The organism is Pseudomonas sp. FW507-12TSA (assembly GCF_058781435.1).
In genome coordinates, this window is sequence record NZ_JBYSWT010000021.1 from 19,499 (window position 1) to 43,566 (window position 24,068).

The following is a 24,068-nucleotide window of genomic DNA, read 5'->3' on the forward strand; positions in this document are numbered from 1 at the left end:
CTGATTAGCGACGCAGACCCAGACGACCGATCAGGGTGCTGTAACGGCTCAGGTCCTTGCCCTTCAGGTAGTCCAGCAGCTTACGACGCTGGTTTACCATGCGGATCAGGCCACGACGGGAGTGGTGGTCTTTACCGTTGGCCTTGAAGTGACCTTGCAGTTTGTTGATGTTGGCGGTCAGCAGTGCAACTTGCACTTCTGGCGAACCAGTGTCACCAACAGCTTGCTGGTAGTCGGCTACGATCTGAGCTTTTTCTTCAACGCTGAGTGCCATGTGGGCATTCCTTATATCAGGAAACTGTTCAAGAACAGTTTCAACAGGCCAGGGACAAATCCCTGTATCTAAAAAAGAGTGGTGACCGTGCCTGCTGACAGCCACACTCGCCAGCCCGCTGTTACCCGGGCTGGTTTCGGTCACTCTGACCGAATCAGTCGACGCGGCGCGATGCGCCCGTCTTCGCTCACTTCACCGATACCGATGAAGCGACCGTTGTGATCTTGTACCCGCACCATGCCGAACTTCGGTGCATCGGGAGCGCGTACCGGTTGGCCATTGAGCCAGTAGAACGCACTGTGTTCCGAGAAGTGCAGCAAGGGCCAATCCTGCAGGCCGCTATCCGATGGCATCAGGAAACGATCAACCGCCTCGTTGCCACCTTCGGCATGCACTGCCTCGAGCTCTTCCAGGGTGACCGTCTGGGCCAGGCTGAAAGGGCCGGCCTGGGTCCGCCGCAGTTCCGCGACGTACGCACCACAACCGAGCCTCTCACCAATATCCTCCACCAAGGTGCGGATATAGGTGCCTTTGCTGCAATCCACCGCCAGGCGAGCGGTGTCACCTTCGCAGGCGAGCAATTCCAGGCGCGCAATAGTAACAGAACGCGGTTCGCGCTCCACCACTTCCCCTGCACGAGCCAGCTTGTAGAGAGGCTGGCCGTCACGCTTGAGGGCGGAGTACATGGGTGGTATCTGCTTGATTTCACCACGAAATTCCGGCAATACCGCTTCGATATCGGCACGACCAACGGTCACTTCGCGGGTACGCAGCACTTCGCCTTCGGCATCCGCGGTGCTGGTGGTCTTGCCCATTTGCATCAGGGTTTCGTAACCCTTGTCGGAATCGAGCAGGTATTGCGAGAACTTGGTGGCCTCGCCGAAGCACAGCGGCAGCACGCCGGTGGCCAGGGGGTCGAGGCTGCCGGTATGGCCGGCCTTCTCGGCATTGAGCAGCCAGCGGACCTTCTGCAATGCCGCGTTGGAGGTGAAGCCCAGGGGCTTGTCCAACAGGATGATGCCGCTGACGTTACGGCGGATACGCTTGACCTGGGCCACCGCTTACTCCTTGGTGTTTTCAGGAGCAGAGGCTTCGCCGTGCAGGCTGTCTTCAGCCACGGCACGCTCGATCAGCGCCGACAGGTGCGCGCCACGGGCCACGCTCTCGTCGTAATGGAAGTGCAGTTGCGGCACGCTGCGCAGCTTCATTTCGCGGGCCAGTTGCATGCGCAGGAAACCTGCAGCCGAGTTCAGCACCTTGATGCTCTGGGCGATGGACTCGGCGCCTTCCTGGCCCATGACGGTGATGTAGATCTTCGCGTGGCCGACATCGCGGCTGACGTCCACGGCGGTGATGGTCACCAGGCCGACACGTGGATCCTTGACTTCGCGGCGGATCAGTTGCGCCAGTTCGCGCTGCATCTGATCGCCGATGCGTTGGGTACGGCTATATTCTTTTGCCATGTCTTGTTACCTGTTACTGCCTCACGGCGAAATCCGTGTGGTCTGAAAGCGGCAAACGCCCGGCCTGGCAGAAGCCGGACCGGGCGTTGCGTTTAGAGCCCGCCAGCGATGCCGCGCATTTGCATGCGGCGATCCATCGGGGCTCTTGAAGTGCGCGAGTCAGAGGCTGCGAGCAACCTGGACCTTCTCGAAGACTTCGATCTTGTCGCCAACCTTGACGTCGTTGTAGCTCTTGACGCCGATACCGCATTCCATGCCGGCACGCACTTCGGAAGCGTCATCCTTGAAGCGGCGCAGGGATTCCAGCTCGCCTTCGAAGATAACGATGTCTTCACGCAGTACGCGGATCGGACGGTTACGGTGCACGACACCCTCGATGACCATGCAACCGGCGATCGCACCGAACTTCGGCGAACGGAACACGTCGCGGACTTCGGCGATCCCCAGGATGTTCTCCCGGACGTCGCTGCCCAGCATACCGGTCAGGGCTTTCTTGACGTCTTCGATGATGTCGTAGATCACGTTGTAGTAACGCATATCCAGACCTTCCTGCTCGACGATCTTGCGCGCGCCGGCATCGGCACGCACGTTGAAGCCGAACAGTACAGCGTTGGAAGCCAGTGCCAGGTTGGCGTCGCTCTCGGTGATACCACCGACGCCGCCGCCGACCACGCGTACTTGCACTTCGTCGTTGCCCAGGCCGTTCAACGCACCTTGCAGGGCTTCCAGCGAACCACGGACGTCGGACTTGAGGACGATGTTGAGCGTCTTCTTCTCTTCCTGGCCCATGCTTTCGAAGATGTTTTCCAGCTTGCCGGCGTGGGCGCGGGCCAGCTTGACCTCGCGGAACTTGCCTTGACGGAACAGGGCCACTTCACGGGCCTTCTTCTCGTCAGCCACCACGCTCATCTCGTCGCCAGCGTCCGGGGTTCCGTCCAGGCCGAGGATCTCGACCGGAATGGCCGGGCCCGCTTCCTTGATCGGCTTGCCGTTCTCGTCGAGCATGGCGCGCACGCGGCCATAGTTCGAACCAACTAGCACCATGTCGCCCTGACGCAGGGTACCGTCCTGAACCAGTACGGTAGCCACCGGACCACGACCCTTGTCGAGACGGGACTCGACCACTACGCCACGGCCAGGGGCCGAAGGCATTGCGGTGAGTTCCAATACCTCGGCTTGCAGCAGGACGGCTTCGAGCAGGTCGTCGACGCCAGTACCCATTTTCGCGGAGACCGGTACGAACGGAGTATCGCCACCCCAGTCTTCCGGAGTCACGCCGTGCGCTGCGAGCTCGCTGCGGATACGGTCCAGGTCAGCACCCGGCTTGTCGATCTTGTTCACCGCAACCACTAGCGGAACGCCAGCAGCCTGGGCGTGCTGGACAGCTTCGATGGTCTGCGGCATCACGCCGTCATCCGCCGCGACCACCAGGATCACGATGTCGGTCGCCTTGGCACCACGGGCACGCATTGCGGTAAACGCGGCGTGACCAGGAGTGTCGAGGAAGGTGACCATGCCACGCTCGGTTTCCACGTGGTAGGCACCGATGTGCTGGGTAATGCCACCGGCTTCGCCCGCAGCCACCTTGGCGCGGCGGATGTAGTCCAGCAGCGAGGTCTTACCGTGGTCAACGTGGCCCATTACGGTCACGACCGGCGCACGGGAAACCGCTTCACCTTCGAACTTCAGGGACTCGGCCAGGGAATCTTCCAGGGCGGTGTCGCTGATCAGGGTCACCTTGTGGCCCAGTTCCTCGGCAACCAGCTGGGCAGTTTCCTGGTCCAGTACCTGGTTGATGGTGGCTGGGGTACCCAGCTTGAACATGAACTTGATGACTTCAGCAGCCTTCACCGACATCTGCTGGGCCAGTTCGCCCACGGTGATGGTCTCGCCGATCTGCACGTCACGAATCACCGGCCCGGTAGGGTTCTGGAAACCGTGAGCGTTGCGTTTCTTCAGCTTGGCCTTGCCGCGGCCACCACGACGGAAGCCATCGCTTTCTTCGTCGGTGGTACGCGGGGCAACGCGTGGCGCAGGAGCCTTTTCCTTGACCGAGGCACGATGCGGAGCGTTCTTGCGCTCGCCATCGCCACCACGGCGGTTGTCGTCGTTGCGGGACTTGTCCGGACGACGCTGTTCATCCTTCTTGCGAGCATCCGCAACCGGAGCTGGAGCCGCCGCTGGCGCCTCCTGCACAGGCTCGACCACCACCGGGGCTGGCTCCGCGACAGCTTCGACGACAGGCTCGGCAACCGGAGCAGGCTGACGACGCGCTTCTTCTTCGGCGCGGCGCTTGGCTTCTTCTTCAGCCTTTTGACGGGCAGCATTTTCTACTGCGCGACGCTCTTCCAGTTCACGCTGGCGCTCGGCTTCGATTTCTTCCGGGCTGCGCTGCACGAAGACTTTCTTCTTGCGCACTTCAACGCTGATGCTCTTGCTGCCAGCGACACGCAGGGTGCTGGTGGTCTTGCGCTGCAAAGTGATCTTGCGCGGTTCTTCCACTTTCGCCTTGTGGCTGCTTTTCAGGTGAGTCAGCAGCGATTGTTTCTCGCTGTCGCTCACATGTTCCTCGGCGGCGGTGTGCGGCAGACCTGCCTCACGCATCTGCTGCAGCAGGCGCTCTACCGGTGTTTTGACCTCATCGGCCAGTTGTTTCACCGTGACTTGCGTCATGCACTTCTCTCCTCAGGCCGCGCCTATTACTCGAACCAATGGGCTCGGGCGGCCATGATCAACTTGCCGGCACGATCATCGTCGATGCCGTCGATGTCGAGCAGGTCGTCAATAGACTGCTCGGCCAGGTCTTCGCGGGTAACTACGCCGCGCACCGCCAGTTCCATCGCCAAATCCTTGTCCATACCCTCAAGCGAGAGCAGGTCTTCGGCCGGATGGGCGTCTGCCAGCTTTTCCTCAGTAGCGATGGCTTTAGTCAACAAACGGTCCTTGGCGCGAGCGCGAAGCTCGTTGACGATGTCTTCGTCAAAGCCGTCGATGTTGAGCATTTCTTCCAACGGTACGTAGGCAATCTCTTCCAGGCTGGTGAAGCCTTCATCAACCAGAACCTGCGCCAGCTCTTCATCGACTTCCAGCTCGTCGATGAAATTGCGCAGGATGTCGCCGGTTTCTGCTTGCTGCTTGGCCTGGATGTCCGATTCGGTCATCACATTCAGGGTCCAGCCAGTCAACTGGCTAGCCAGGCGCACGTTCTGACCGCCGCGGCCAATGGCTTGGGCCAAGTTGTCAGCGCCAACGGCGATGTCCATGGCGTGGGCATCTTCGTCGACGATGATGGCCGCTACTTCGGCCGGCGACATGGCGTTGATCACGAACTGCGCCGGGTTCTCGTCCCACAGTACGATGTCTACGCGCTCACCGCCCAATTCGCCGGAAACGGCCTGGACGCGCGAACCGCGCATACCGATGCACGCGCCCTGCGGGTCGATGCGCTTGTCCTTGGAGCGAACGGCGATCTTGGCCCGCGAACCCGGATCACGGGAAGCGGCCATGACTTCGATCAGGCCCTCGGCGATTTCCGGCACTTCGATACGGAACAGCTCGATCAGCATTTCCGGAGCGGTACGCGACAGGATCAGCTGCGGGCCGCGGTTCTCGGTGCGGATTTCCTTGAGCAGCGCGCGCAGGCGCACGCCAACCCGGAAAGTCTCACGGGAGATGATGTCTTCACGAGCCAGCAACGCCTCGGCGTTGTTGCCCAGGTCGACGATCACGTTGTCCCGGGTCACCTTCTTGACGGTGCCGGAGATGATCTCGCCCAGGCGCTCGCGGTAGGCATCCACCACCTGTGCGCGCTCGGCTTCGCGAACCTTCTGCACGATGACCTGCTTAGCGGTCTGGGCAGCGATGCGGCCGAACTCGATGGATTCGATCTTTTCCTCGATCACATCACCGACCTTGGCATCGGGATGAGTCTCGTGGGCCTTGCTCGGCCAGATCTCCACCGCCGGATCATCCAGGTCGGCTTCTTCGACCACAGTCCAGCGACGGAAAGTTTCATAGGAACCGGTGTGGCGGTTGATATCCACACGCAGGTCCACTTCGTCTTCAAAACGCTTCTTGGTAGCAGTGGCCAGGGCCAGCTCCAGCGCTTCAAAAATCACGCTTGCCGGTACACCCTTTTCATTGGATACCGACTCAACAACCAGCAGTACTTCTTTGCTCATCGTACGCCTCGCCTTTCGCAAGCCATTGGATCCGCGGGATCCGCGTCTCAGTCAAAACTGGGAATAATGTTGGCCTTGTCGATCATATCGATCGGCAACAGGAACTCGTGGTTATCTACCTGCACCACTACATCCTGCTCCTCCACCCCGCGGAGAAGGCCCTGGAAATTACGCCGACCTTCGAAGGGCGAGCGCAGCTTGATCTTCACTTGCTCACCGACATACTTGGCAAACTGTTCAAGGGTGAACAGTGGGCGTTCCATGCCAGGAGAGGAAACTTCAAGGGTGTATTCAACGGAAATTGGATCTTCAACGTCCAGGACACCGCTGAGCTGGCGGCTGACGATGGCACAGTCGTCCACCAGCACACCGCCTTCTTTATCGATATAAACGCGCAACAATGAATGGCGGCCCTGAGCCGAAAACTCGATACCCCAGCATTCATAGCCAAGGGCCACGACCACCGGGGCCAACAAGGCCTGCAACTGTTCTAGCTTGCTCGACACCTGAACCCCCTCGTGCATGCTTGTGCAAATAAAAAATGGGCGAAACGCCCATCCCGGAAACGCCGTTGAACAGCGGCGCTATAAAGTGTCCAGCTAACAAAAAGCCCCTGAAAAGGGGCTCTGCTAAAACTGGTTGCGGGGGCCGGATTTGAACCGACGACCTTCGGGTTATGAGCCCGACGAGCTACCAGACTGCTCCACCCCGCGTCAAAGCTGGGGCGGAAGTATACGACTGATCCAATTTTGGGTCAATGTAACCTTCCGCCTACAAGAAAGCCCGCAACAGCGGGCTCTCCTGATAATTGGTACCGAGAAGGGGACTCGAACCCCTACACCCTATGGGCACAACCACCTCAAGGTTGCGTGTCTACCAATTCCACCACCTCGGCATAGACTACGTTACTGCTTGAAACTCTTCTTACTTCTGCTCTGGAGCTGGAGGTACGTCAGTCGCACTATTAGCCGACTTTTGCTCTTGAAGCACCGGGACATCATCAGAAGCCGGCTTTTGCTTTGGTACTTCTAATACTGCTGGATCCGGTAGACCTGCTTGAGTCAGCTGGTGAGCTTTCTCTTTAGCAAAGTAACCTAACCCCAAGCTGGTTATGAAGAAACCGGCGGCAAGTATAGCAGTAAACTTACTAAGAAAGGTAGAGGAACCTTGGCTTCCGAACACAGTATTTGAAGCACCTGCACCGAAAGACGCGCCAGCTTCCGCACCTTTACCCTGCTGCAGCAAAACCAGAGCGACTACGCCCAAGGCGCCCAGCAGATGAAAAACGACTACGACTGTTTCCAGCATTTTTTCAGTTTCCCGCGGCGCGACAAATCGCACCGAACTCATCTGCATTCAGGGAAGCCCCACCAATGAGCCCCCCATCGATATCCGGCATGCCGAACAGTTCGACCGCATTGGCCGCTTTCACGCTGCCGCCGTATAGAAGCCGCACACCTCGTGCCACTTCAGAATTCTCTGCCGCCAGCTGCGCGCGGATGGCTGCATGCACATCCTGAGCTTGCTGCGGTGTTGCCGTCAGCCCGGTGCCAATGGCCCAGACCGGCTCGTAAGCGATAACAGCATTGGCAAACGCACCAACACCCAACTCTTCGATGATGCTGCCCAGCTGACGCCCGACAACCTCAAGAGTCTTCCCGGCTTCGCGCTGCTCCAGGGTCTCCCCTACACACAGAACCGGCTTCAAACCACAGGCCTGCGCTGCTGCGAACTTGCGATTGAGAGTCACATCACGCTCGCCCATCATCTGACGGCGCTCGGAGTGCCCAACCAATACCAGGGAACAACCTGCATCCACTAATTGACTCGGGGCGATCTCGCCCGTCAACGCACCCTGCATCGGCTCTACCGCGGAGTTCTGCGCGCCGACCATGATCGACTTGCCTTTCAAGCCATCAATCACCTGATTGATGTACAAGCAAGGCGGGAACACCGCAACATCAACACCGCTTGGCAAGGCCAGATGACGAAGGCCATTGATCAGCTCAGCGACGCTGGCGCGGGTACCGTGCATCTTCCAGTTACCAGCTACCATAGGGCGACGCATGCTTTACCTCGTCGGTCAAAGTGGGCGCAGATGTTACCCAACCAAAACACCACTGGCAAGCTGAAATCAGCCAGAAACTTCAGCAACCAGTTTTGCCAGCTCATCGGCATAGGCACGAACCTGGATTTCATCGTCACCTTCGACCATGACCCGCACCAGAGGCTCTGTTCCGGACTTGCGCAGCAGGACCCGTCCACGTCCCGCCATCGCGGCAGTCACTCGCTCACAAGCTTCCTTCACCGCAGGGTGCTCGACGGGGCTATCACCACCACCGAAACGTACGTTGACCAGAACCTGTGGACATTTGCGCAGCCCCTGCCGGCACTGGGCCAGGCTTTCGCCACGAGCCTTGAGCGCCATCAGCACCTGCAGTGCAGCGATAATCGCATCGCCCGTGGTGGCATGACGGAAACACACAATGTGCCCGGAGTTCTCGCCACCCACCAGCCAGTTGCGCTCCAGCAACTCAGCAATCACATAGCGGTCACCGACATTGGCACGGACAAAAGGAATACCCAGATCCGCCAAGGCCAATTCCAGGCCCAGGTTACTCATGAGGGTTCCGACCACCCCACCGTGTAGCTTGCCGCGCTCATGCAGGTCGCGAGCGATGATGAACAGCAATTCGTCGCCGTCGACGATCGCCCCCGTCTGGTCGACCATCAGCACTCGGTCACCGTCACCATCGAAGGCGATACCCAGGTCGGCATGTTCAGCCAGGACCGCAGCCTGCAACTGCGCCATATGGGTCGAGCCGCAGTTCTCGTTGATATTCAAACCATTGGGCTGTGCCGACAGCACGGTGACCTGGGCCCCCAGCTCGCGGAACACGCTCGGCGCGACCTTGTAGGTGGCACCATGGGCGCAGTCGAGAACGATCTTCAGGCCCGCAAAGCTGGTACTGGAGGGAACACTGCTCTTGCAGAATTCGATGTAGCGTCCCGAGGCATCATTGATTCGCGACACCTTGCCGAGCTTGCTGGACTCCACCACGGTCATGGGCGCCTCCAACAATTCCTCGATCATCAGTTCGACTTCATCAGGCAGCTTGGTGCCCTCTCCCGAGAAGAACTTGATGCCATTGTCGTCGTGGGGGTTATGCGACGCACTGATGACGATGCCCGCTTCCGCGTGGAAAGTACGCGTCAGATAGGCAATCGCCGGGGTCGGCATAGGCCCGAGCAGCATGACATCAGCACCAGCCGCCGACAGCCCGGCCTCCAGAGCCGATTCGAACATGTAGCCGGAAATTCGCGTGTCCTTGCCCACCAGAACCCGGCAAGCGCCCATGCTGCGAAAAGCCATGCCGGCCGCCCATCCGAGCTTGAGCATGAAATCAGGAGTAATTGGGTATTCGCCCACACGGCCACGAATGCCGTCGGTGCCAAAGTATTTTTTAGTCATAGGTACTCCATCATTCTTATTCGGCGGATTCCACAGCCGTAATCATTCGCACTACATCCACGGTCTCGGCGACATCATGGACGCGGATAATTTTCGCTCCCTTGGCCACGGCCAGCGCAGCCAATGCCAGGCTGCCATGCAGCCGTTCGCCTACGGGACGCTCAAGGGTCTGGCCGATCATGCTCTTGCGCGAGACGCCCACCAATAGCGGCCGCCCCAGGGAGTGCAGGGCCTCCATGTGCTTGAACAGACTCAGATTGTGCTGCAGGGTCTTGGCGAAACCAAAACCAGGATCGAGGATGATCCGCTGCGCATCGATTCCTGCGGCCGCACAGGCGCCCATGCGCTCAGCCAGGAATGCTCCCACTTCACGAGTCACATCCTGATAGTGCGGACTGTCCTGCATATCCCCTGGCTCACCGAGCATATGCATCAGGCATACGGGCAAGCCACTGGCGGCGGCGGCATCCAGAGCGCCGTCACGACGAAGCGAGCGCACATCATTGATCAACCCAGCACCAAGCCGCGCGGTCTCCCGCATGACAGCTGGCGTCGAAGTATCAACAGAAATGATCACGTCCAGTTCGCGGCCTATTCGCTCGACCACTGGCGCCACTCTCTCCAACTCTTCCAGCGGCGATACCGCCCGCGCTCCTGGGCGAGTCGACTCTCCGCCTATATCGATCAGCGTAGCACCGGCCGCAACCATAGCTTCGGCATGGCGCAAAGCCACATCCAGCTGGTTGAACCGGCCGCCGTCGGAAAAGGAATCGGGAGTGACATTCAAGATACCCATGACATGCGCACGGGCCAAATCAAGAACCCGGTTGCCGCAAGGCAACCGGGTGGAGGAAGAAACAGAAGTCATTTAGAACCTTAGTGATCGGCGGCAGGGCCACCGATAGGTGTTTCCGGACGCTCGTTCTGCACCACTGGAGGCGTAGTACCCGAGCCACCTTCCCAGTCACGAGGTTCACGTGGAGTGCGCCCGGCCATGATGTCGTCGATCTGATCGGCATCGATGGTCTCGTACTTCATCAAGGCGTCTGCCATGGCATCGAGCTTGTCGCGGTTATCAGTAAGGATTTGCTTGGCAGTGCCATAGCACTGATCGATGATGCTGCGAACTTCGGAGTCGATCAGCTTCGCCGTTTCAGCAGACAGACTGGCATGCTGGCTAGCCGCGCTACGACCCAGGAACACTTCGCCTTCTTCCTCCGCATACATCAGCGGCCCCAGCTTCTCGGAAAGCCCCCATTTGGTCACCATGTTCCGGGCAATCTGACTGGCCCGCATGATGTCGTTCGAGGCACCGGTGGTCACGCCATCAAAGCCCAGGGTCATCTCCTCGGCGATACGACCACCGTAAAGCGAGCAGATCTGGCTGATCAGGGCGCGCTTGGACAGGCTGTAGCGATCCTCTTCCGGCAGGAACATGGTGACGCCCAGAGCCCGACCACGAGGGATGATTGAGACTTTGTAGACCGGATCATGCTCAGGCACTACTCGACCGACGATGGCATGACCAGCTTCGTGGTAGGCGGTGTTCTGCTTTTCTTTCTCGGACATGACCATCGATTTGCGCTCGGCGCCCATCATGATCTTGTCCTTGGCCAGTTCGAACTCCTTCATCTCGACGATGCGCTTGCCACCACGCGCAGCGAACAACGAAGCCTCGTTGACCAGGTTGGCCAGGTCGGCACCGGAGAAGCCCGGGGTACCGCGCGCGATCACTGCAGGAGCAACGTCGTCGCCCATCGGCACCTTGCGCATGTGAACCTTGAGGATCTGCTCACGGCCACGAATGTCCGGCAGGCCGACCACTACCTGGCGGTCGAAACGACCAGGACGCAACAGCGCAGGGTCCAGTACATCAGGACGGTTAGTGGCGGCGATCACGATGATGCCGTCATTCATTTCGAAACCATCCATCTCCACCAGCAACTGGTTGAGAGTCTGCTCGCGCTCATCATGACCGCCGCCCATGCCGGCACCACGGTGACGACCGACAGCATCGATCTCATCGATGAAAATGATGCAGGGAGCATGTTTCTTGGCCTGTTCGAACATATCGCGAACACGGCTGGCACCCACACCGACGAACATCTCGACGAAATCGGAACCGGAAATAGTGAAGAACGGTACCTTCGCTTCACCGGCAATAGCCTTGGCCAGCAAAGTCTTACCAGTACCTGGCGGACCGACCATCAGCACGCCACGAGGAATACGACCACCCAAGCGCTGGAACTTGCCCGGATCACGCAGGAATTCAACCAACTCACCAACTTCTTCCTTGGCCTCGTCGCAACCGGCGACGTCAGCCAGGGTAGTTTTCACCTGATCCTCGGACAGCAGGCGAGCCTTGCTCTTGCCGAAGCTCATCGGCCCACCCTTGCCGCCAGCGCCACCTTGCATCTGGCGCATGAAGAACATGAAGACCGCGATGATCACCAGAATCGGGAAGCTGGCCACCAGCAACTGTGTCCAGATGCTCTGCTGCTCAGGCTGCTTGCCTTCGACCACTACATGGTTATCCACCAGGTCGCCGATCAGACCGTTGTCCTGGATCGCGGGACGGATGGTCTTGAAGCTGTCGCCATCATTGCGCTTGCCGGTGATCACATAACCGTCAACGGCAACTCGCTCGACCTTGCCATCCTTAACTTGTTGAATAAAGTCGGAATAGTTGAGGGTCTGCGGCTCGTTAGGGCTGGAGAAGTTGTTCATCACCGTCACCAGGACAGCCGCGATGATCAACCAAAGGATCAGATTCTTTGCCATGTCGTTCAATTAACTACCCTCTGAAGCAAGCTCCGCTACTGGCGCGCGCTTCGCATGATATTCACCGGCCTAACTTACTACATTACCTACAGCTCTGGCAGGCGCCGTCTGTAACCCTATGTGAAACCTAGACTACACAATATTCGCTTAATCCAACGGGGCGAAATACGAAAATCCTATCACCCCGCCCAAAACCTTCATTTACTCGGCGCGACCACGAAAGCCACGCCCCAGCAGGTACTGTTCCCTAGAGCGATCACGAGAAGATGTCGGCTTGCGCATCTGCACTTTCTCGAACATCTGCCGGACACTCTTGTGGAACTCATCGAAACCTTCTCCCTGGAAGATCTTGATCAGGAAATCGCCACCCGGACGCAGCACCCGACCGGCAAGATCCAATGCCAGCTCGCACAGGAACATCGCTCGCGGCATATCTACGGCTGGTAATCCACTCATATTGGGGGCCATGTCGGAAATCACAAGGTCGACCTCGGAATTTCCTACAGCTTCAAGAATCCGCGCGAACACTTCGTCTTCAGTGAAGTCGCCCTGAATGAAGGTCACATCGGGGATACTGTCCATTTCCAGGATATCGGAAGCGATCAAGCGCCCCTGGCCACCAATCAGACGACTGGTCACCTGCGACCAGCCCCCAGGAGCCGCCCCCAGGTCGATAACACTCATGCCCGGACGGATCAGGCGATCCTTTTCCTGGATTTCCAGCAACTTATAGCTGGCACGGGAACGGTACCCGTCTTTTTGCGCCATTTTGACGAATGGGTCGTTGAAATGTTCTTTCAGCCAGTTATGGCTAGTCTTGGAACGGGCCACGGGCCACCTCAAAAATAAAACGCGTCGTGATTAACTGGGCGGTCCCGGACTCGCTCGGGTAAACTGGCCGCCGCTTTTTTTCAAGATCAGACGCAGGGGTCAGATTATGCCGCTCACTCAAGAGCAGAAGAAACAGTTCAAATCCATTGGCCACCATCTGAAACCAGTATTGACTGTGGCTGATAACGGTTTGACCGAAGGTGTACTAGCCGAACTTGAACGCGCCTTGAGCGATCACGAGCTGATCAAGATCAAGCTCAACATCCTCGAGCGCGAGTCGCGCCAGGAAGCCATTACCGAACTGTGCAAGGCCGGCAAGGCGGACCTGGTGCAATCCATCGGTAAAATGGCGTTGATCTACCGCAAAAACGCCAAGGTAAACAAGCAACTGTCGAACGTCCATCGCTTCAACTGACGTCGACCCGGGTCAAGGGTGTGCTTGTCGCACCCTGCCACCCCATCCCGGCACCGGTTGCAAGACCAGCAGCAAACCGGAAAATCCCAGGATCAGATAGCTGAACAGCTGCCAGCGCTGAGACTCAGGCAACAGTATGTGCACAGCGAAATACATCGCACATGCATACGTCGCCATCAACAGCAGTTGCCCCCGAATGTCCCGCCACAAGCTCTGCACTCCCTCGGACTGGATCAACACCAACGTCTGAAGGACCAGGCATACCGCTGAAAAACCCACCAGCAGCGCACTGAGCAGCGTCGAGATCTCCTCGATCAACAACGGCGCAAGGCCAATCTGCCCAAGAGCTGGCAGCAGCCCAAGATGCAGTAGCCACAAGCCGCCGACCCACAACATCTGGGTCAGCTGCCAAAGCATGGCGCCCGCATGCAGCGGGCGCCTTCTTTCAGATGTGACGAACTTCGACAATCTCATACTCGATAACGCCACCAGGCGTTGTGACCGCAACCACATCACCTTCTTCCTTGGCGATCAGGGCACGGGCGATTGGCGAAGCAACGGAGATCTTGCCGAGCTTGATATCAGCCTCGTCCTCACCAACGATCTGGTAGGTCACGCTTTCGTCGGTCTCGACGTTGGCGATCTCCACCGTGGTGCCAAAGATCACCTTGCCAGTATGAGCGATGGTCGTGACATCGATGACCACCGAGTTCTGCAGGCGGCCTTCGATATCGCGGATCCGCGCCTCGACCATACCCTGCTGCTCGCGCGCAGCATGGTATTCGGCGTTTTCCTTCAGGTCACCCAGCTCGCGGGCCGTGCCGATGTCCTGGCTGAGCTTCGGACGCACGACCTTGGTCAGGTGAGCATGCTCTTCTTCCAGGGCGCGAGCGCCCTGGACGGTCATAGGGTATTTGTTCATGCCTTCAATCCTGCGTGTAGATCCTGCAAGCGACGCACGGTTTTTTCAGGACCGAACTTCAACGCTTCGCAGATAGCTTCGCCAGCAGCGATCGTAGTGGTGCAGTAGATCTTGTGCTGCAAGGCGTTACGACGAATGGAGTAGGAGTCAGCGATCGATTGACGACCTTCAGTGGTGTTGATGATCAGGGTTACTTCGTCGTTCTTGATCATATCGACCACATGCGGACGACCTTCAGTCACCTTGTTCACACGACGCACTTTCAGACCGGCTGCCTCGATCACCTTGGCAGTGCCCGCAGTGGCCACTACTTCGAAGCCCAAGTTGATCAGATCACGAGCCACGCCTGCAACCAGGGGCTTGTCGTCATCCCGTACGCTGATGAACGCAGTACCGCCGGTAGGCAGAACCTCGCTGGCGCCCATCTGGGCCTTGGCGAAGGCTTCGCCGAAGGTATCGCCCACACCCATCACTTCGCCGGTGGACTTCATTTCCGGGCCGAGGATCGGGTCGACACCCGGGAACTTGGCAAACGGGAACACCGCTTCCTTGACGCTATAGAAGTTCGGAATGATTTCCTGAGTGAAGCCCAGCTCTTTCAGCGACTTACCAGCCATGACACGGGCCGCGATCATCGCCAGAGAGGTGCCGATGCATTTGGAAACGAAGGGCACGGTACGCGAGGCGCGCGGGTTGACCTCGATCACGTAGATCTTGTCGCCCTGCAGTGCCAGCTGCACGTTCATCAGGCCGACCACACCCAGCTCCAGGGCCATCTTCTTGACCTGTACGCGGACTTCGTCCTGCACTTCCTTGCTCAGCGAGTAAGGTGGCAACGAGCAGGCGGAGTCACCGGAATGAACACCTGCTTGTTCGATGTGCTGCATGATCGCGCCGATTACCACGTCGGTGCCGTCGCAGACCGCATCCACGTCCATCTCGATGGCGCAGTTGAGGAAGTGGTCGAGCAGCACCGGGCTGTCGTTGGACACCTGTACCGCTTCACGCAGGTAGCGCTTGAGCTCGTCCAACTCGTAGACGATCTCCATGGCGCGACCGCCCAGCACGTAGGACGGACGAACCACCAGCGGATAGCCGATGGTACCAGCGGCACGGATGGCCTCGTCTTCGCTGCGCACGGTGGCGTTCGGCGGCTGCAGCAGGTTCAGGCGCTGAACCATCTGCTGGAAGCGCTCGCGATCCTCCGCGCGGTCGATGGCGTCAGGGCTGGTGCCGATGATCGGCACGCCGGCCTCTTCCAGGGCACGAGCCAGCTTCAACGGAGTCTGGCCGCCGTAGTGGACGATCACGCCCTTCGGCTTCTCGACCCGCACGACTTCCAGCACGTCTTCCAGGGTCAGTGGCTCGAAATACAGGCGATCAGAGGTGTCGTAGTCAGTGGAAACGGTTTCCGGGTTGCAGTTGACCATGATGGTCTCGTAACCGTCTTCGCGCAGGGCCAGCGCCGCGTGCACACAGCAGTAGTCGAACTCGATGCCCTGGCCGATACGGTTCGGACCGCCGCCCAGGATCATGATCTTGTCGCGGGTCGACGGATTGGCCTCGCACTCTTCCTCGTAGGTCGAGTAAAGGTACGCAGTGTCGGTGGCGAACTCGGCCGCACAGGTGTCGACACGCTTGTAGACCGGGAACACTTCCAGCTTGTGGCGGTGACGACGCAGGTTCTTGTCGGTGATACCCAGCAACTTGGCCAGCCGCTGGTCCGAGAAGCCCTTGCGCTTGAGGCGCAGCATCAGCGCCTTGTCGATGTTGGCCAGGCCCAGGGTCTTGACCTTCTCTTCTTCCTTGATCAGGTCTTCCATCTGCACCAGGAACCAGTGATCGATACCGGTCAGGGCGTAGATTTCGTCGCAGCTCATACCCGAGCGCAGGGCGTCGGCCACATACCAGATACGCTCAGCACCCGGAACGGTCAGTTCGCGCTTGAGGATGGCGGCAGCCTCGGGGCTGGCCAGGTCGACCTTGGGATCCAGGCCGCAAACACCGACTTCCAGGCCACGCAGGGCTTTCTGCAGCGATTCCTGGAAGGTACGGCCGATGGCCATGACTTCACCCACGGATTTCATCTGCGTGGTCAGGCGGGCGTCGGCTTTCGGAAACTTCTCGAAAGCGAATCGCGGCAGCTTGGTTACCACATAGTCGATCGAAGGCTCGAAAGACGCGGGGGTACGACCACCGGTGATGTCGTTCTGCAACTCGTCGAGGGTGTAGCCGACAGCCAGCTTGGCGGCGATCTTGGCGATGGGGAAGCCGGTAGCCTTGGAAGCCAGGGCCGAGGAACGCGATACCCGCGGGTTCATCTCGATCACGACCATGCGGCCAGTGTTCGGGCAGATACCGAACTGCACGTTGGAACCACCGGTCTCGACGCCGATTTCACGCAGCACCGCCAGCGAGGCGTTGCGCATGATCTGGTATTCCTTGTCGGTCAGGGTCTGGGCCGGAGCGACGGTGATCGAGTCGCCGGTGTGCACACCCATCGGATCGAAGTTCTCGATGGAGCAGACGATGATGCAGTTGTCCTTCTTGTCACGGACCACCTCCATCTCGTATTCCTTCCAGCCGATCAGCGATTCGTCGATCAGCAGCTCCTTGGTTGGTGACAAGTCCAGGCCACGGGCGCAGATTTCTTCGAACTCTTCACGGTTGTAGGCAATGCCACCACCGGTGCCGCCCATGGTGAAGGACGGACGAATGATGCAAGGGAAGCCCAGCTTGTCGAGGACTGCATTGGCCTCCTCCATGCTGTGAGCGATACCGGAGCGCGGGCACTCCAGGCCGATGGCCTTCATCGCCTTGTCAAAACGCGAGCGATCTTCGGCCTTGTCGATGGTATCGGCGTTGGCGCCGATCATTTCCACACCGAATTTCTCCAGGACGCCTTCGCGCTCCAGGTCCAGGGCGCAGTTCAGCGCGGTCTGGCCACCCATGGTCGGCAGCAGGGCGTCAGGACGCTCCTTCTCGATGATCTTGGCCACCGATTGCCATTTGATCGGCTCGATGTAGGTGGCATCGGCCATGGCCGGGTCGGTCATGATGGTGGCCGGGTTGGAGTTCACCAGGATGACGCGGAAACCTTCTTCGCGCAGGGCCTTGCAGGCCTGGGCGCCGGAATAGTCGAACTCGCAGGCCTGGCCGATCACGATCGGGCCAGCGCCGAGAATCAGGATGCTTTTAATGTCTGTACGTTTTGGCATGGTTGTCACTCAAATCCGCAGGTCAGTCGGCAAGCCGTCTTGAACATTCTCTGAGGCGCCTGAGGGGACTCCACCGGTTCACCGGGGCCGCCCTCGGGCGCGTCTCGCTACACTTTCAAGGCGAGCGCTTAGCGTCGCTTGGCCATCTCGTTGATGAAGCGGTCGAACAGCGGCGCCACATCGTTCGGGCCAGGGCTGGCCTCAGGGTGGCCCTGGAAGCTGAACGCGCTCTTGTCGGTACGCTCGATACCCTGCAGGGTGCCGTCGAACAGCGACTTGTGGATCGCCCGGACGTTATCCGGCAGGGTAGTTTCGTCCACCGCGAAACCGTGGTTCTGGCTGGTGATCATCACCACGCCGATATCCAGGTCCTGGACCGGGTGGTTGGCACCGTGGTGACCGTGGCCCATCTTCACGGTCTTGGCACCGGAAGCCAGGGCCAGCAGTTGGTGGCCCAGGCAGATACCGAACACCGGGATCTCGGTCTCCAGGACTTCCTTGATCGCCTTGATCGCGTAGTCGCAAGGCTCGGGATCGCCAGGGCCGTTGGACAGGAACACGCCATCAGGGTTGAGTGCAAGCACGTCGCTCGCCGGCGTCTGGGCCGGCACCACGGTGACGCGGCAACCGCGCTCTACCAGCATGCGCAGGATGTTCAGCTTGACCCCGTAGTCATAGGCAACCACGTGGTAAGGCAGTTCTGAGGCATCGATAGTGGCATGGCTGTCGGTCTTCAGGTCCCAGACAGTCGAACGCCATTCGTAGCTCTGCTTGGTGCTGACGACTTTCGCCAGGTCCATGCCCTTCAGGCCCGGGAAGCCACGCGCTGCGGCGATGGCGGCTTCCTCGGAAATATTGTCGCCCGCCATGATGCAGCCGTCCTGTGCACCTTTCTCACGCAGGATGCGGGTCAGGCGACGGGTATCGATACCGGCGATTGCCACCACGTTGTTGGCTTTCAGGTAATCGGACAGGGACAGGGTGTTACGCCAGTTGCTGGCCACTAGGGGCAGGTCGCGAATGACCAGGCCGGCCGACCAGACGCGATCGGACTCGGCATCTTCCGGCGTGGTGCCGGTATTGCCGATATGAGGGTAGGTCAGGGTAACGATTTGCTGGGCGTAGGAAGGATCGGTAAGGATTTCCTGATAGCCGGTCATTGCGGTGTTAAACACCACCTCACCAACGGTTTGACCGTCGGCTCCAATGGCTTCGCCGCGAAAAATGCTGCCATCAGCAAGGGCGAGTATGGCTGGCTTAGTCAAGAGACCTCCCGTATATAGAGCCTGAAGGGGCGATCGCAGGTTGCAAAAAAGCGGAATGACGTTTGGACACGTCACCCCGCTTCTTCACCGAATTATCTGCGCGCTTTTAGTGGACACACTAAAGCTGTAGCTTACAGAAAAATGCTTTTTCGGTCCACCGCTAATGAGCCTCAAAGGCTGGAGAATGCGACAGGAAATCGCTTGGCGGCCTGGAGCGGAGCCGAGCTCGAGGCCCGACACCGCTCCGGATACATCTCAACGCAGGTCCAGCACGTCCTGCATGTCGTACAACCCAGGCTCACGACTATCCAACCACAAGGCCGCACGCACCGCCCCCTTGGCGAAGGTCATCCGACTGGAGGCCTTGTGGGTGATCTCCAGGCGCTCGCCCTCGGTGGCGAACAGCACGGTGTGATCGCCCACCACGTCACCACCGCGCACTGTCGCAAAGCCGATGGTTTCACGCTCGCGAGCCCCAGTGTGACCCTCACGCCCATACACCGCGACCTGCTGCAGATCGCGCCCCAGAGCGCTGGCAATCACCTCACCCATGCGCAGGGCAGTGCCCGACGGCGCATCGATCTTGTGCCGGTGATGAGCCTCGATGATCTCGATGTCCGCATCATCGCCCAGCACCCGGGCCGCCATGTCCAGCAGCTTCAGCGACAGGTTCACACCGACGCTGAAGTTGGCTGCAAAGACGATCGGGATTTCCTTGCCCGCTTCCGCCAACAGTTGTTTTTCCTTGACCCCCAAACCCGTGGTGCCGATCACCATGGCCTTGCCGGCCTTGCGGCAAAACGCCAGGTTCTTGAGCATCACCTCGGGCAGGGTGAAGTCGATCAGCACATCGAACTCGTCGACCACTTTGTCCAGGCTGTCGGACATCGGCACACCCAGGCGCCCCAGGGATGCCAACTCACCAGCATCCGCCCCGACCAGCGAACTGCCCGGACGCACGATGGCGGCCGTCAGGCCGGAGAGCGGCGAGCGCAACTGCACGGCCTCGACCAGGGTCTTGCCCATGCGCCCGGCGGCGCCCATCACAGCTATACGTCGCATGCCTTACTCCTTACAGGTCGCCGAAGAAGCGCTTGACGCCCTCGAACCAGCCAGCGGTCTTGGGCGAATGCGAGTTATCGCCTTCCAGCGAGCCGCGCAGCTCTTCCAGCAACTCACGCTGACGACGACTCAGGTTGACCGGGGTTTCCACCGCAACCCGGCACATCAGGTCGCCGGCACCACCACCGCGCACCGGTGCCACGCCCTTACCACGCACCCGGAATTGCTTGCCGGTCTGGGTACCCTCAGGGATCTTCAGCTTGACCCGGCCATCCAGGGTCGGAATCTCCAGCTCGCCACCCAAGGCCGCATCGGCAAAACTGATCGGCACTTCACAGAACAGATGCTTGCCATCGCGCTGGAAGATCGCGTGCTCGCGCACATTGATCACCACATACAGATCGCCGGTCGGACCACCCTGGGTCCCGGCTTCGCCCTCACCCGACAGGCGGATACGGTCGCCGGTATCGACACCAGCCGGCACCTTCACCGACAGGGTCTTGTACTCTTCGACCCGACCTTCGCCGTGGCACGACTCGCACGGATCGGAAATGATCTTGCCCTGGCCATGGCAGCGCGGGCAGGTTTGCTGCACCGAGAAGAAGCCCTGCTGCATCCGCACCTGGCCAATACCGCCACAGGTTGGGCAAGTGACCGGCGACGACCCCTTCTTGGCACCCGAACCATCGCACGGCTTGCAATTGACCAGTGTCGGCACACGGATATTGACCGTGGTACCGCGCACCGCTTCTTCCAGGTTCAGCTCCAGGGTGTAGCGCAGGTCGCTGCCACGCTGGGCGCCGCCGCGCGAGCTGCCGCGGCCGCCACCGAAGAAGTCGCTGAACACATCGCCGAAGATATCGGAGAAGTTTTGCCCGCCGAAACCGGCACCGCCGCCACCCATGCTCGGATCCACACCGGCATGGCCATACTGATCATAGGCTGCGCGCTTGCTGGAGTCGGACAGCACTTCATAGGCCTCATTGGCCTCTTTGAACAGATCTTCCGACGCTTTGTCGCCGGGATTACGGTCCGGGTGGTGCTTCATCGCCAGGCGACGATAAGCCTTCTTCAGCTCCGCTTCGCTGGAGCCACGCTCCACACCCAACACTTCGTAATAGTCACGCTTTGCCATAAGTCTTTGCACTCTTAAGGACGTCCGGCAAACCCCTCCTGAGCTCCGCCAAACTCGCTGAGCCCCTCTACAGGCCCGGACCCAACTCACGTCAATTCAACGATCCTGGTCTTGGAAGCCGACCCGGTTGCGGATCGACCATCACAGTCATCGCAGCTGGAAAGCAGGAGCTTTCGAAGCTGACCGCCAGCACGCAAACCAGGGTTGCATACCGTTAGAAATTCACTGACTCCAGACACGCCAACGCGGGAGCAAGCTCCCGCGCGGCGACATCCTACCAGTCACCGCCAGAAGGCAGTCAACCGGCCGACCAACAAGCCATTACTTGTTGTCTTTCACTTCTTCGAACTCGGCATCGACCACGTCATCGGCCTTTTCGGCGGACTCGGCGTGCGGGGCCGCGCCTTCAGCAGGCTGGGCCTGTTCGGCGTACATCTTCTGGGCAACCGGAGCCGAAACCTTCGACAGCTCTTCGACCTTGGCTTCGATGGCAGCCTTGTCGTCGCCCTTGACGGCAGCTTCCAGGGCAACCACGGCAGCTTCGATGGCGGCCTTCTCTTCAGCGGTCACCTTGTCACCGGCGTCAGCCACCATCTTGCGAGTCGAATGCACCAGCGCATCGCCCTGGTTACGGGCAGTCGCCAGCTCTTCGAACTTGCGGTCTTCTTCCGAGTTGGCTTCAGCGTCACGGATCATCTGCTGGATTTCTTCATCCGACAGGCCAGAGTTGGCCTTGATCACGATCGACTGGGTCTTGCCGGTCGCCTTGTCCTTGGCACCTACATGCAGGATGCCGTTAGCGTCGATGTCGAAGGTCACTTCGATCTGCGGCACGCCACGTGGAGCCGGTGGAATGTCGGCCAGGTCGAACTTGCCCAGCGACTTGTTCTGCGCGGCTTGCTTGCGCTCGCCCTGCAGTACGTGGATGGTCACCGCGCCCTGGTTGTCATCGGCAGTCGAGAATACCTGGGACTTCTTGGTCGGAATGGTGGTGTTCTTCTCGATCAGCGCAGTCATCACGCCACCCATGGTTTCGATACCCAGGGTCAGCGGGCTGACGTCCAGCAGCAGTACGTCCTTCACGTCACCGGCCAGTACAGCGCCCTGGATGGCAGCACCCATGGCAACGGCTTCATCAGGGTTGACGTCCTTGCGAGCTTCCTTGCCGAAGAAATCGGTCACGGCTTTCTGCACCAGCGGCATACGGGTCTGGCCGCCGACCAGGATCACGTCGTTGATCGAGCCAACGTCGATACCGGCGTCTTTCAGGGCGATACGGCATGGCTCGATGGTGCGCTGAACCAGGTCTTCGACCAGCGACTCCAGCTTGGCGCGGGAGATCTTCACGTTCAGGTGCTTAGGACCGGTGGCGTCTGCAGTGATGTACGGCAGGTTGACGTCGGTCTGCTGGCTCGAGGACAGCTCGATCTTGGCCTTCTCGGCAGCTTCCTTCAGGCGCTGCATGGCCAGCGGGTCACCCTTGAGGTTCATGCCGCTTTCTTTCTTGAACTCGTCTACCAGGTAGTCGATCAGGCGGATGTCGAAGTCTTCGCCACCCAGGAAGGTGTCGCCGTTGGTAGCCAGTACTTCGAACTGGTGCTCGCCGTCGACTTCAGCGATCTCGATCACCGAAACGTCGAAAGTACCACCGCCCAGGTCATAGACGATCACGGTGTGGTCGCCCTTGGCCTTGTCCATGCCGTAGGCCAGAGCGGCTGCGGTTGGTTCGTTGATGATGCGCTTCACGTCCAGACCGGCGATGCGACCGGCATCCTTGGTGGCCTGGCGCTGGCTGTCGTTGAAGTAGGCCGGAACGGTGATCACCGCTTCGGTCACGGACTCGCCGAGGTAGTCTTCGGCGGTCTTTTTCATTTTCTTCAGGATTTCAGCCGAAATCTGTGGTGGAGCCATCTTCTGGCCGTTCACTTCGACCCAGGCGTCGCTGTTGTCGGCCTTGACGATCTTGTAAGGGACCATCTGGATGTCTTTCTGCACCACTTCTTCATCGAAGCGGCGACCGATCAGACGCTTTACCGCGTACAGGGTGTTGTGCGGGTTGGTTACAGCCTGACGCTTGGCCGACTGACCTACCAGGATTTCGCCATCGTTGGCGTACGCGATGATCGATGGAGTGGTACGCGCGCCTTCGGCGTTCTCGATAACTTTTACGTTGCCGTTTTCAAGAATGGAAACGCACGAGTTGGTGGTCCCCAGGTCGATACCAATGATTTTGCCCATGTTAACTCTCCCGAAACTTTGGATTTGGATGCCGCAGTTGTGGTGGCAAACTGCGGTAGCACTTAAACGCTTGACTAATAAATGGGGGCTCTACAGCCGTTTTCAAGCCTTCTCGTTGATCGAAGGCGAAACCGGTGCTGGAGCCTTGCTGACCACGACCATGGCCGGGCGCAACAGGCGACCGTTGAGCTGGTAACCCTTCTGGAACACCTTGAGAACGCTGTTGGGCTCGACGTCGGCGCTTTCCTGCATGGCCATGGCCTGGTGCTGTTCAGCGTTGAAGGGCTCGCCATGGGGGTCGATGGCTTCCAGCTGGTAGCGCTTGAGGGTGTCGTGGAACATCTTGAGGGTCAGCTCGATGCCTTCGCGCATCGGACGAATGCTCTCGTCATCCGGGCTGGACAGCTCCAGGCCGCGCTCCAGGCTATCGATCACCGGCAGCAGGTCGCCGGCAAACTTCTCTAGAGCGAACTTGTGGGCTTTTTCCACGTCCTGCTCGGCACGGCGGCGGACGTTCTGCAGATCGGCAGCGACGCGCAGAGCCTGGTCCTGCGCGGTAGCCAGCTGCTCTTCGAGCACTTGTACGCGAGCTGCAAGGTCTTCACCCGCAACCTCGGGGGCCTGGTTGGTATCCGGGTTTTGCGTGTCCAGGGTCTGTTCGTCAGCCATGAAATTCTCCTTTCAATATCGTCCGTGGGCCGAACCCACTCTTCTGCCCAGCTATATGGGGACGCATTTTCCGGGTTCAAGCCCGCCACCATGGCAAAAGTCGGCACGGACCGACAAATCCACGGCAACCTCATTCCCGAAC

21 protein-coding genes and 2 tRNA genes are annotated in these 24,068 nt (G+C 59.5%); 1 reads left to right on the forward strand and 22 read right to left on the reverse strand.

Features of this window, described 5'->3' with window-relative positions; translation table 11 throughout:
• Window positions 1–4: 4 nt before the first annotated feature.
• The 14 genes from rpsO to rlmE all read right to left on the reverse strand — a co-directional run bounded on the left by rpsO (window position 5) and on the right by rlmE (window position 13,002).
• Window positions 5–274, reverse strand: coding sequence for a 30S ribosomal protein S15 (gene rpsO / locus AC3WK8_RS19545; protein WP_022642180.1), 270 nt, complete (start codon window positions 272–274; stop codon window positions 5–7).
• A 140-nt stretch (window positions 275–414) separates the two neighbouring features.
• Window positions 415–1,332: a tRNA pseudouridine(55) synthase TruB gene (truB, locus tag AC3WK8_RS19550; RefSeq protein ID WP_085599014.1), complete on the reverse strand. Its 918-nt coding sequence runs from the start codon at window positions 1,330–1,332 to the stop codon at window positions 415–417.
• 3 nt (window positions 1,333–1,335) lie between these two features.
• Window positions 1,336–1,737: a 30S ribosome-binding factor RbfA gene (gene rbfA / locus AC3WK8_RS19555; RefSeq protein ID WP_103325645.1), complete on the reverse strand. Its 402-nt coding sequence runs from the start codon at window positions 1,735–1,737 to the stop codon at window positions 1,336–1,338.
• Between the two features lie 159 nt (window positions 1,738–1,896).
• Window positions 1,897–4,410, reverse strand: a complete 2,514-nt coding sequence (gene infB, locus AC3WK8_RS19560; protein WP_103325646.1) for a translation initiation factor IF-2 — start codon at window positions 4,408–4,410, stop codon at window positions 1,897–1,899.
• Window positions 4,411–4,436: 26 nt separating this feature from the next.
• Complete coding sequence (gene nusA / locus AC3WK8_RS19565; protein ID WP_085599010.1) at window positions 4,437–5,918, reverse strand: transcription termination factor NusA; 1,482 nt, start codon at window positions 5,916–5,918, stop codon at window positions 4,437–4,439.
• Window positions 5,919–5,965: 47 nt separating this feature from the next.
• Window positions 5,966–6,424 (reverse strand): ribosome maturation factor RimP, encoded by a 459-nt coding sequence (gene rimP, locus AC3WK8_RS19570; protein WP_053137000.1) that lies wholly within the window; start codon window positions 6,422–6,424, stop codon window positions 5,966–5,968.
• A 130-nt stretch (window positions 6,425–6,554) separates the two neighbouring features.
• Window positions 6,555–6,631 (reverse strand) — tRNA-Met (locus AC3WK8_RS19575).
• Between the two features lie 96 nt (window positions 6,632–6,727).
• Window positions 6,728–6,813 (reverse strand) — tRNA-Leu (locus tag AC3WK8_RS19580).
• A gap of 29 nt (window positions 6,814–6,842) precedes the next feature.
• Complete coding sequence (secG, locus tag AC3WK8_RS19585; protein WP_085066035.1) at window positions 6,843–7,226, reverse strand: preprotein translocase subunit SecG; 384 nt, start codon at window positions 7,224–7,226, stop codon at window positions 6,843–6,845.
• A 4-nt stretch (window positions 7,227–7,230) separates the two neighbouring features.
• On the reverse strand, window positions 7,231–7,986 hold the full coding sequence (gene tpiA / locus AC3WK8_RS19590; protein WP_085599008.1) for a triose-phosphate isomerase: 756 nt from the start codon (window positions 7,984–7,986) through the stop codon (window positions 7,231–7,233).
• A gap of 66 nt (window positions 7,987–8,052) precedes the next feature.
• Entirely contained in the window at window positions 8,053–9,390 is a 1,338-nt protein-coding gene (gene glmM / locus AC3WK8_RS19595) for a phosphoglucosamine mutase (RefSeq protein WP_103325647.1), read from the reverse strand.
• A 16-nt stretch (window positions 9,391–9,406) separates the two neighbouring features.
• Window positions 9,407–10,258, reverse strand: coding sequence for a dihydropteroate synthase (folP, locus tag AC3WK8_RS19600; protein ID WP_103325648.1), 852 nt, complete (start codon window positions 10,256–10,258; stop codon window positions 9,407–9,409).
• An 8-nt stretch (window positions 10,259–10,266) separates the two neighbouring features.
• Window positions 10,267–12,171: an ATP-dependent zinc metalloprotease FtsH gene (gene ftsH, locus AC3WK8_RS19605; protein WP_053136931.1), complete on the reverse strand. Its 1,905-nt coding sequence runs from the start codon at window positions 12,169–12,171 to the stop codon at window positions 10,267–10,269.
• 201 nt (window positions 12,172–12,372) lie between these two features.
• Window positions 12,373–13,002, reverse strand: a complete 630-nt coding sequence (rlmE, locus tag AC3WK8_RS19610; RefSeq protein ID WP_031320836.1) for a 23S rRNA (uridine(2552)-2'-O)-methyltransferase RlmE — start codon at window positions 13,000–13,002, stop codon at window positions 12,373–12,375.
• Window positions 13,003–13,108: 106 nt separating this feature from the next.
• Between rlmE and AC3WK8_RS19615 the strand changes: the two genes are divergently transcribed.
• Entirely contained in the window at window positions 13,109–13,417 is a 309-nt protein-coding gene (locus tag AC3WK8_RS19615; RefSeq protein WP_022642160.1) for a YhbY family RNA-binding protein, read from the forward strand.
• 12 nt (window positions 13,418–13,429) lie between these two features.
• Here the strand turns inward: AC3WK8_RS19615 and AC3WK8_RS19620 are convergent, their stop codons facing one another.
• The 8 genes from AC3WK8_RS19620 to grpE all read right to left on the reverse strand — a co-directional run bounded on the left by AC3WK8_RS19620 (window position 13,430) and on the right by grpE (window position 23,926).
• Entirely contained in the window at window positions 13,430–13,834 is a 405-nt protein-coding gene (locus AC3WK8_RS19620; protein ID WP_103325649.1) for an MFS transporter, read from the reverse strand.
• 28 nt (window positions 13,835–13,862) lie between these two features.
• Entirely contained in the window at window positions 13,863–14,339 is a 477-nt protein-coding gene (greA, locus tag AC3WK8_RS19625) for a transcription elongation factor GreA (protein ID WP_053136925.1), read from the reverse strand.
• Window positions 14,336–17,557 (reverse strand): carbamoyl-phosphate synthase large subunit, encoded by a 3,222-nt coding sequence (gene carB, locus AC3WK8_RS19630; protein WP_053136922.1) that lies wholly within the window; start codon window positions 17,555–17,557, stop codon window positions 14,336–14,338. Before carB ends, greA begins: the two co-directional genes overlap by 4 nt.
• A gap of 128 nt (window positions 17,558–17,685) precedes the next feature.
• On the reverse strand, window positions 17,686–18,822 hold the full coding sequence (carA, locus tag AC3WK8_RS19635; protein ID WP_103325650.1) for a glutamine-hydrolyzing carbamoyl-phosphate synthase small subunit: 1,137 nt from the start codon (window positions 18,820–18,822) through the stop codon (window positions 17,686–17,688).
• Window positions 18,823–19,077: 255 nt separating this feature from the next.
• Window positions 19,078–19,884, reverse strand: coding sequence for a 4-hydroxy-tetrahydrodipicolinate reductase (dapB, locus tag AC3WK8_RS19640; RefSeq protein ID WP_085598998.1), 807 nt, complete (start codon window positions 19,882–19,884; stop codon window positions 19,078–19,080).
• Window positions 19,885–19,894: 10 nt separating this feature from the next.
• On the reverse strand, window positions 19,895–21,019 hold the full coding sequence (gene dnaJ / locus AC3WK8_RS19645) for a molecular chaperone DnaJ (RefSeq protein WP_022642154.1): 1,125 nt from the start codon (window positions 21,017–21,019) through the stop codon (window positions 19,895–19,897).
• Window positions 21,020–21,340: 321 nt separating this feature from the next.
• Window positions 21,341–23,257 carry a molecular chaperone DnaK gene (gene dnaK, locus AC3WK8_RS19650; RefSeq protein WP_103325651.1) on the reverse strand — a complete coding sequence of 639 codons (1,917 nt, stop codon included), beginning with the start codon at window positions 23,255–23,257 and terminating at the stop codon, window positions 21,341–21,343.
• A gap of 102 nt (window positions 23,258–23,359) precedes the next feature.
• Window positions 23,360–23,926, reverse strand: a complete 567-nt coding sequence (gene grpE / locus AC3WK8_RS19655; protein WP_022642152.1) for a nucleotide exchange factor GrpE — start codon at window positions 23,924–23,926, stop codon at window positions 23,360–23,362.
• Window positions 23,927–24,068 lie beyond the last annotated feature (142 nt).

Coding starts and splice junctions, on each gene's coding strand:
- rpsO (WP_022642180.1), bottom strand. CDS start 274: ATGGCACTCAGCGTTGAAGAAAAAGCTCAGATCGTAGCCGACTACCAG.
- rbfA (WP_103325645.1), bottom strand. CDS start 1,737: ATGGCAAAAGAATATAGCCGTACCCAACGCATCGGCGATCAGATGCAG.
- infB (WP_103325646.1), bottom strand. CDS start 4,410: ATGACGCAAGTCACGGTGAAACAACTGGCCGATGAGGTCAAAACACCG.
- nusA (WP_085599010.1), bottom strand. CDS start 5,918: ATGAGCAAAGAAGTACTGCTGGTTGTTGAGTCGGTATCCAATGAAAAG.
- secG (WP_085066035.1), bottom strand. CDS start 7,226: ATGCTGGAAACAGTCGTAGTCGTTTTTCATCTGCTGGGCGCCTTGGGC.
- tpiA (WP_085599008.1), bottom strand. CDS start 7,986: ATGCGTCGCCCTATGGTAGCTGGTAACTGGAAGATGCACGGTACCCGC.
- glmM (WP_103325647.1), bottom strand. CDS start 9,390: ATGACTAAAAAATACTTTGGCACCGACGGCATTCGTGGCCGTGTGGGC.
- folP (WP_103325648.1), bottom strand. CDS start 10,258: ATGACTTCTGTTTCTTCCTCCACCCGGTTGCCTTGCGGCAACCGGGTT.
- ftsH (WP_053136931.1), bottom strand. CDS start 12,171: ATGGCAAAGAATCTGATCCTTTGGTTGATCATCGCGGCTGTCCTGGTG.
- AC3WK8_RS19615 (WP_022642160.1), top strand. CDS start 13,109: ATGCCGCTCACTCAAGAGCAGAAGAAACAGTTCAAATCCATTGGCCAC.
- AC3WK8_RS19620 (WP_103325649.1), bottom strand. CDS start 13,834: ATGCTTTGGCAGCTGACCCAGATGTTGTGGGTCGGCGGCTTGTGGCTA.
- greA (WP_053136925.1), bottom strand. CDS start 14,339: ATGAACAAATACCCTATGACCGTCCAGGGCGCTCGCGCCCTGGAAGAA.
- carB (WP_053136922.1), bottom strand. CDS start 17,557: ATGCCAAAACGTACAGACATTAAAAGCATCCTGATTCTCGGCGCTGGC.
- dapB (WP_085598998.1), bottom strand. CDS start 19,884: ATGCGACGTATAGCTGTGATGGGCGCCGCCGGGCGCATGGGCAAGACC.
- dnaJ (WP_022642154.1), bottom strand. CDS start 21,019: ATGGCAAAGCGTGACTATTACGAAGTGTTGGGTGTGGAGCGTGGCTCC.
- dnaK (WP_103325651.1), bottom strand. CDS start 23,257: ATGGGCAAAATCATTGGTATCGACCTGGGGACCACCAACTCGTGCGTT.
- grpE (WP_022642152.1), bottom strand. CDS start 23,926: ATGGCTGACGAACAGACCCTGGACACGCAAAACCCGGATACCAACCAG.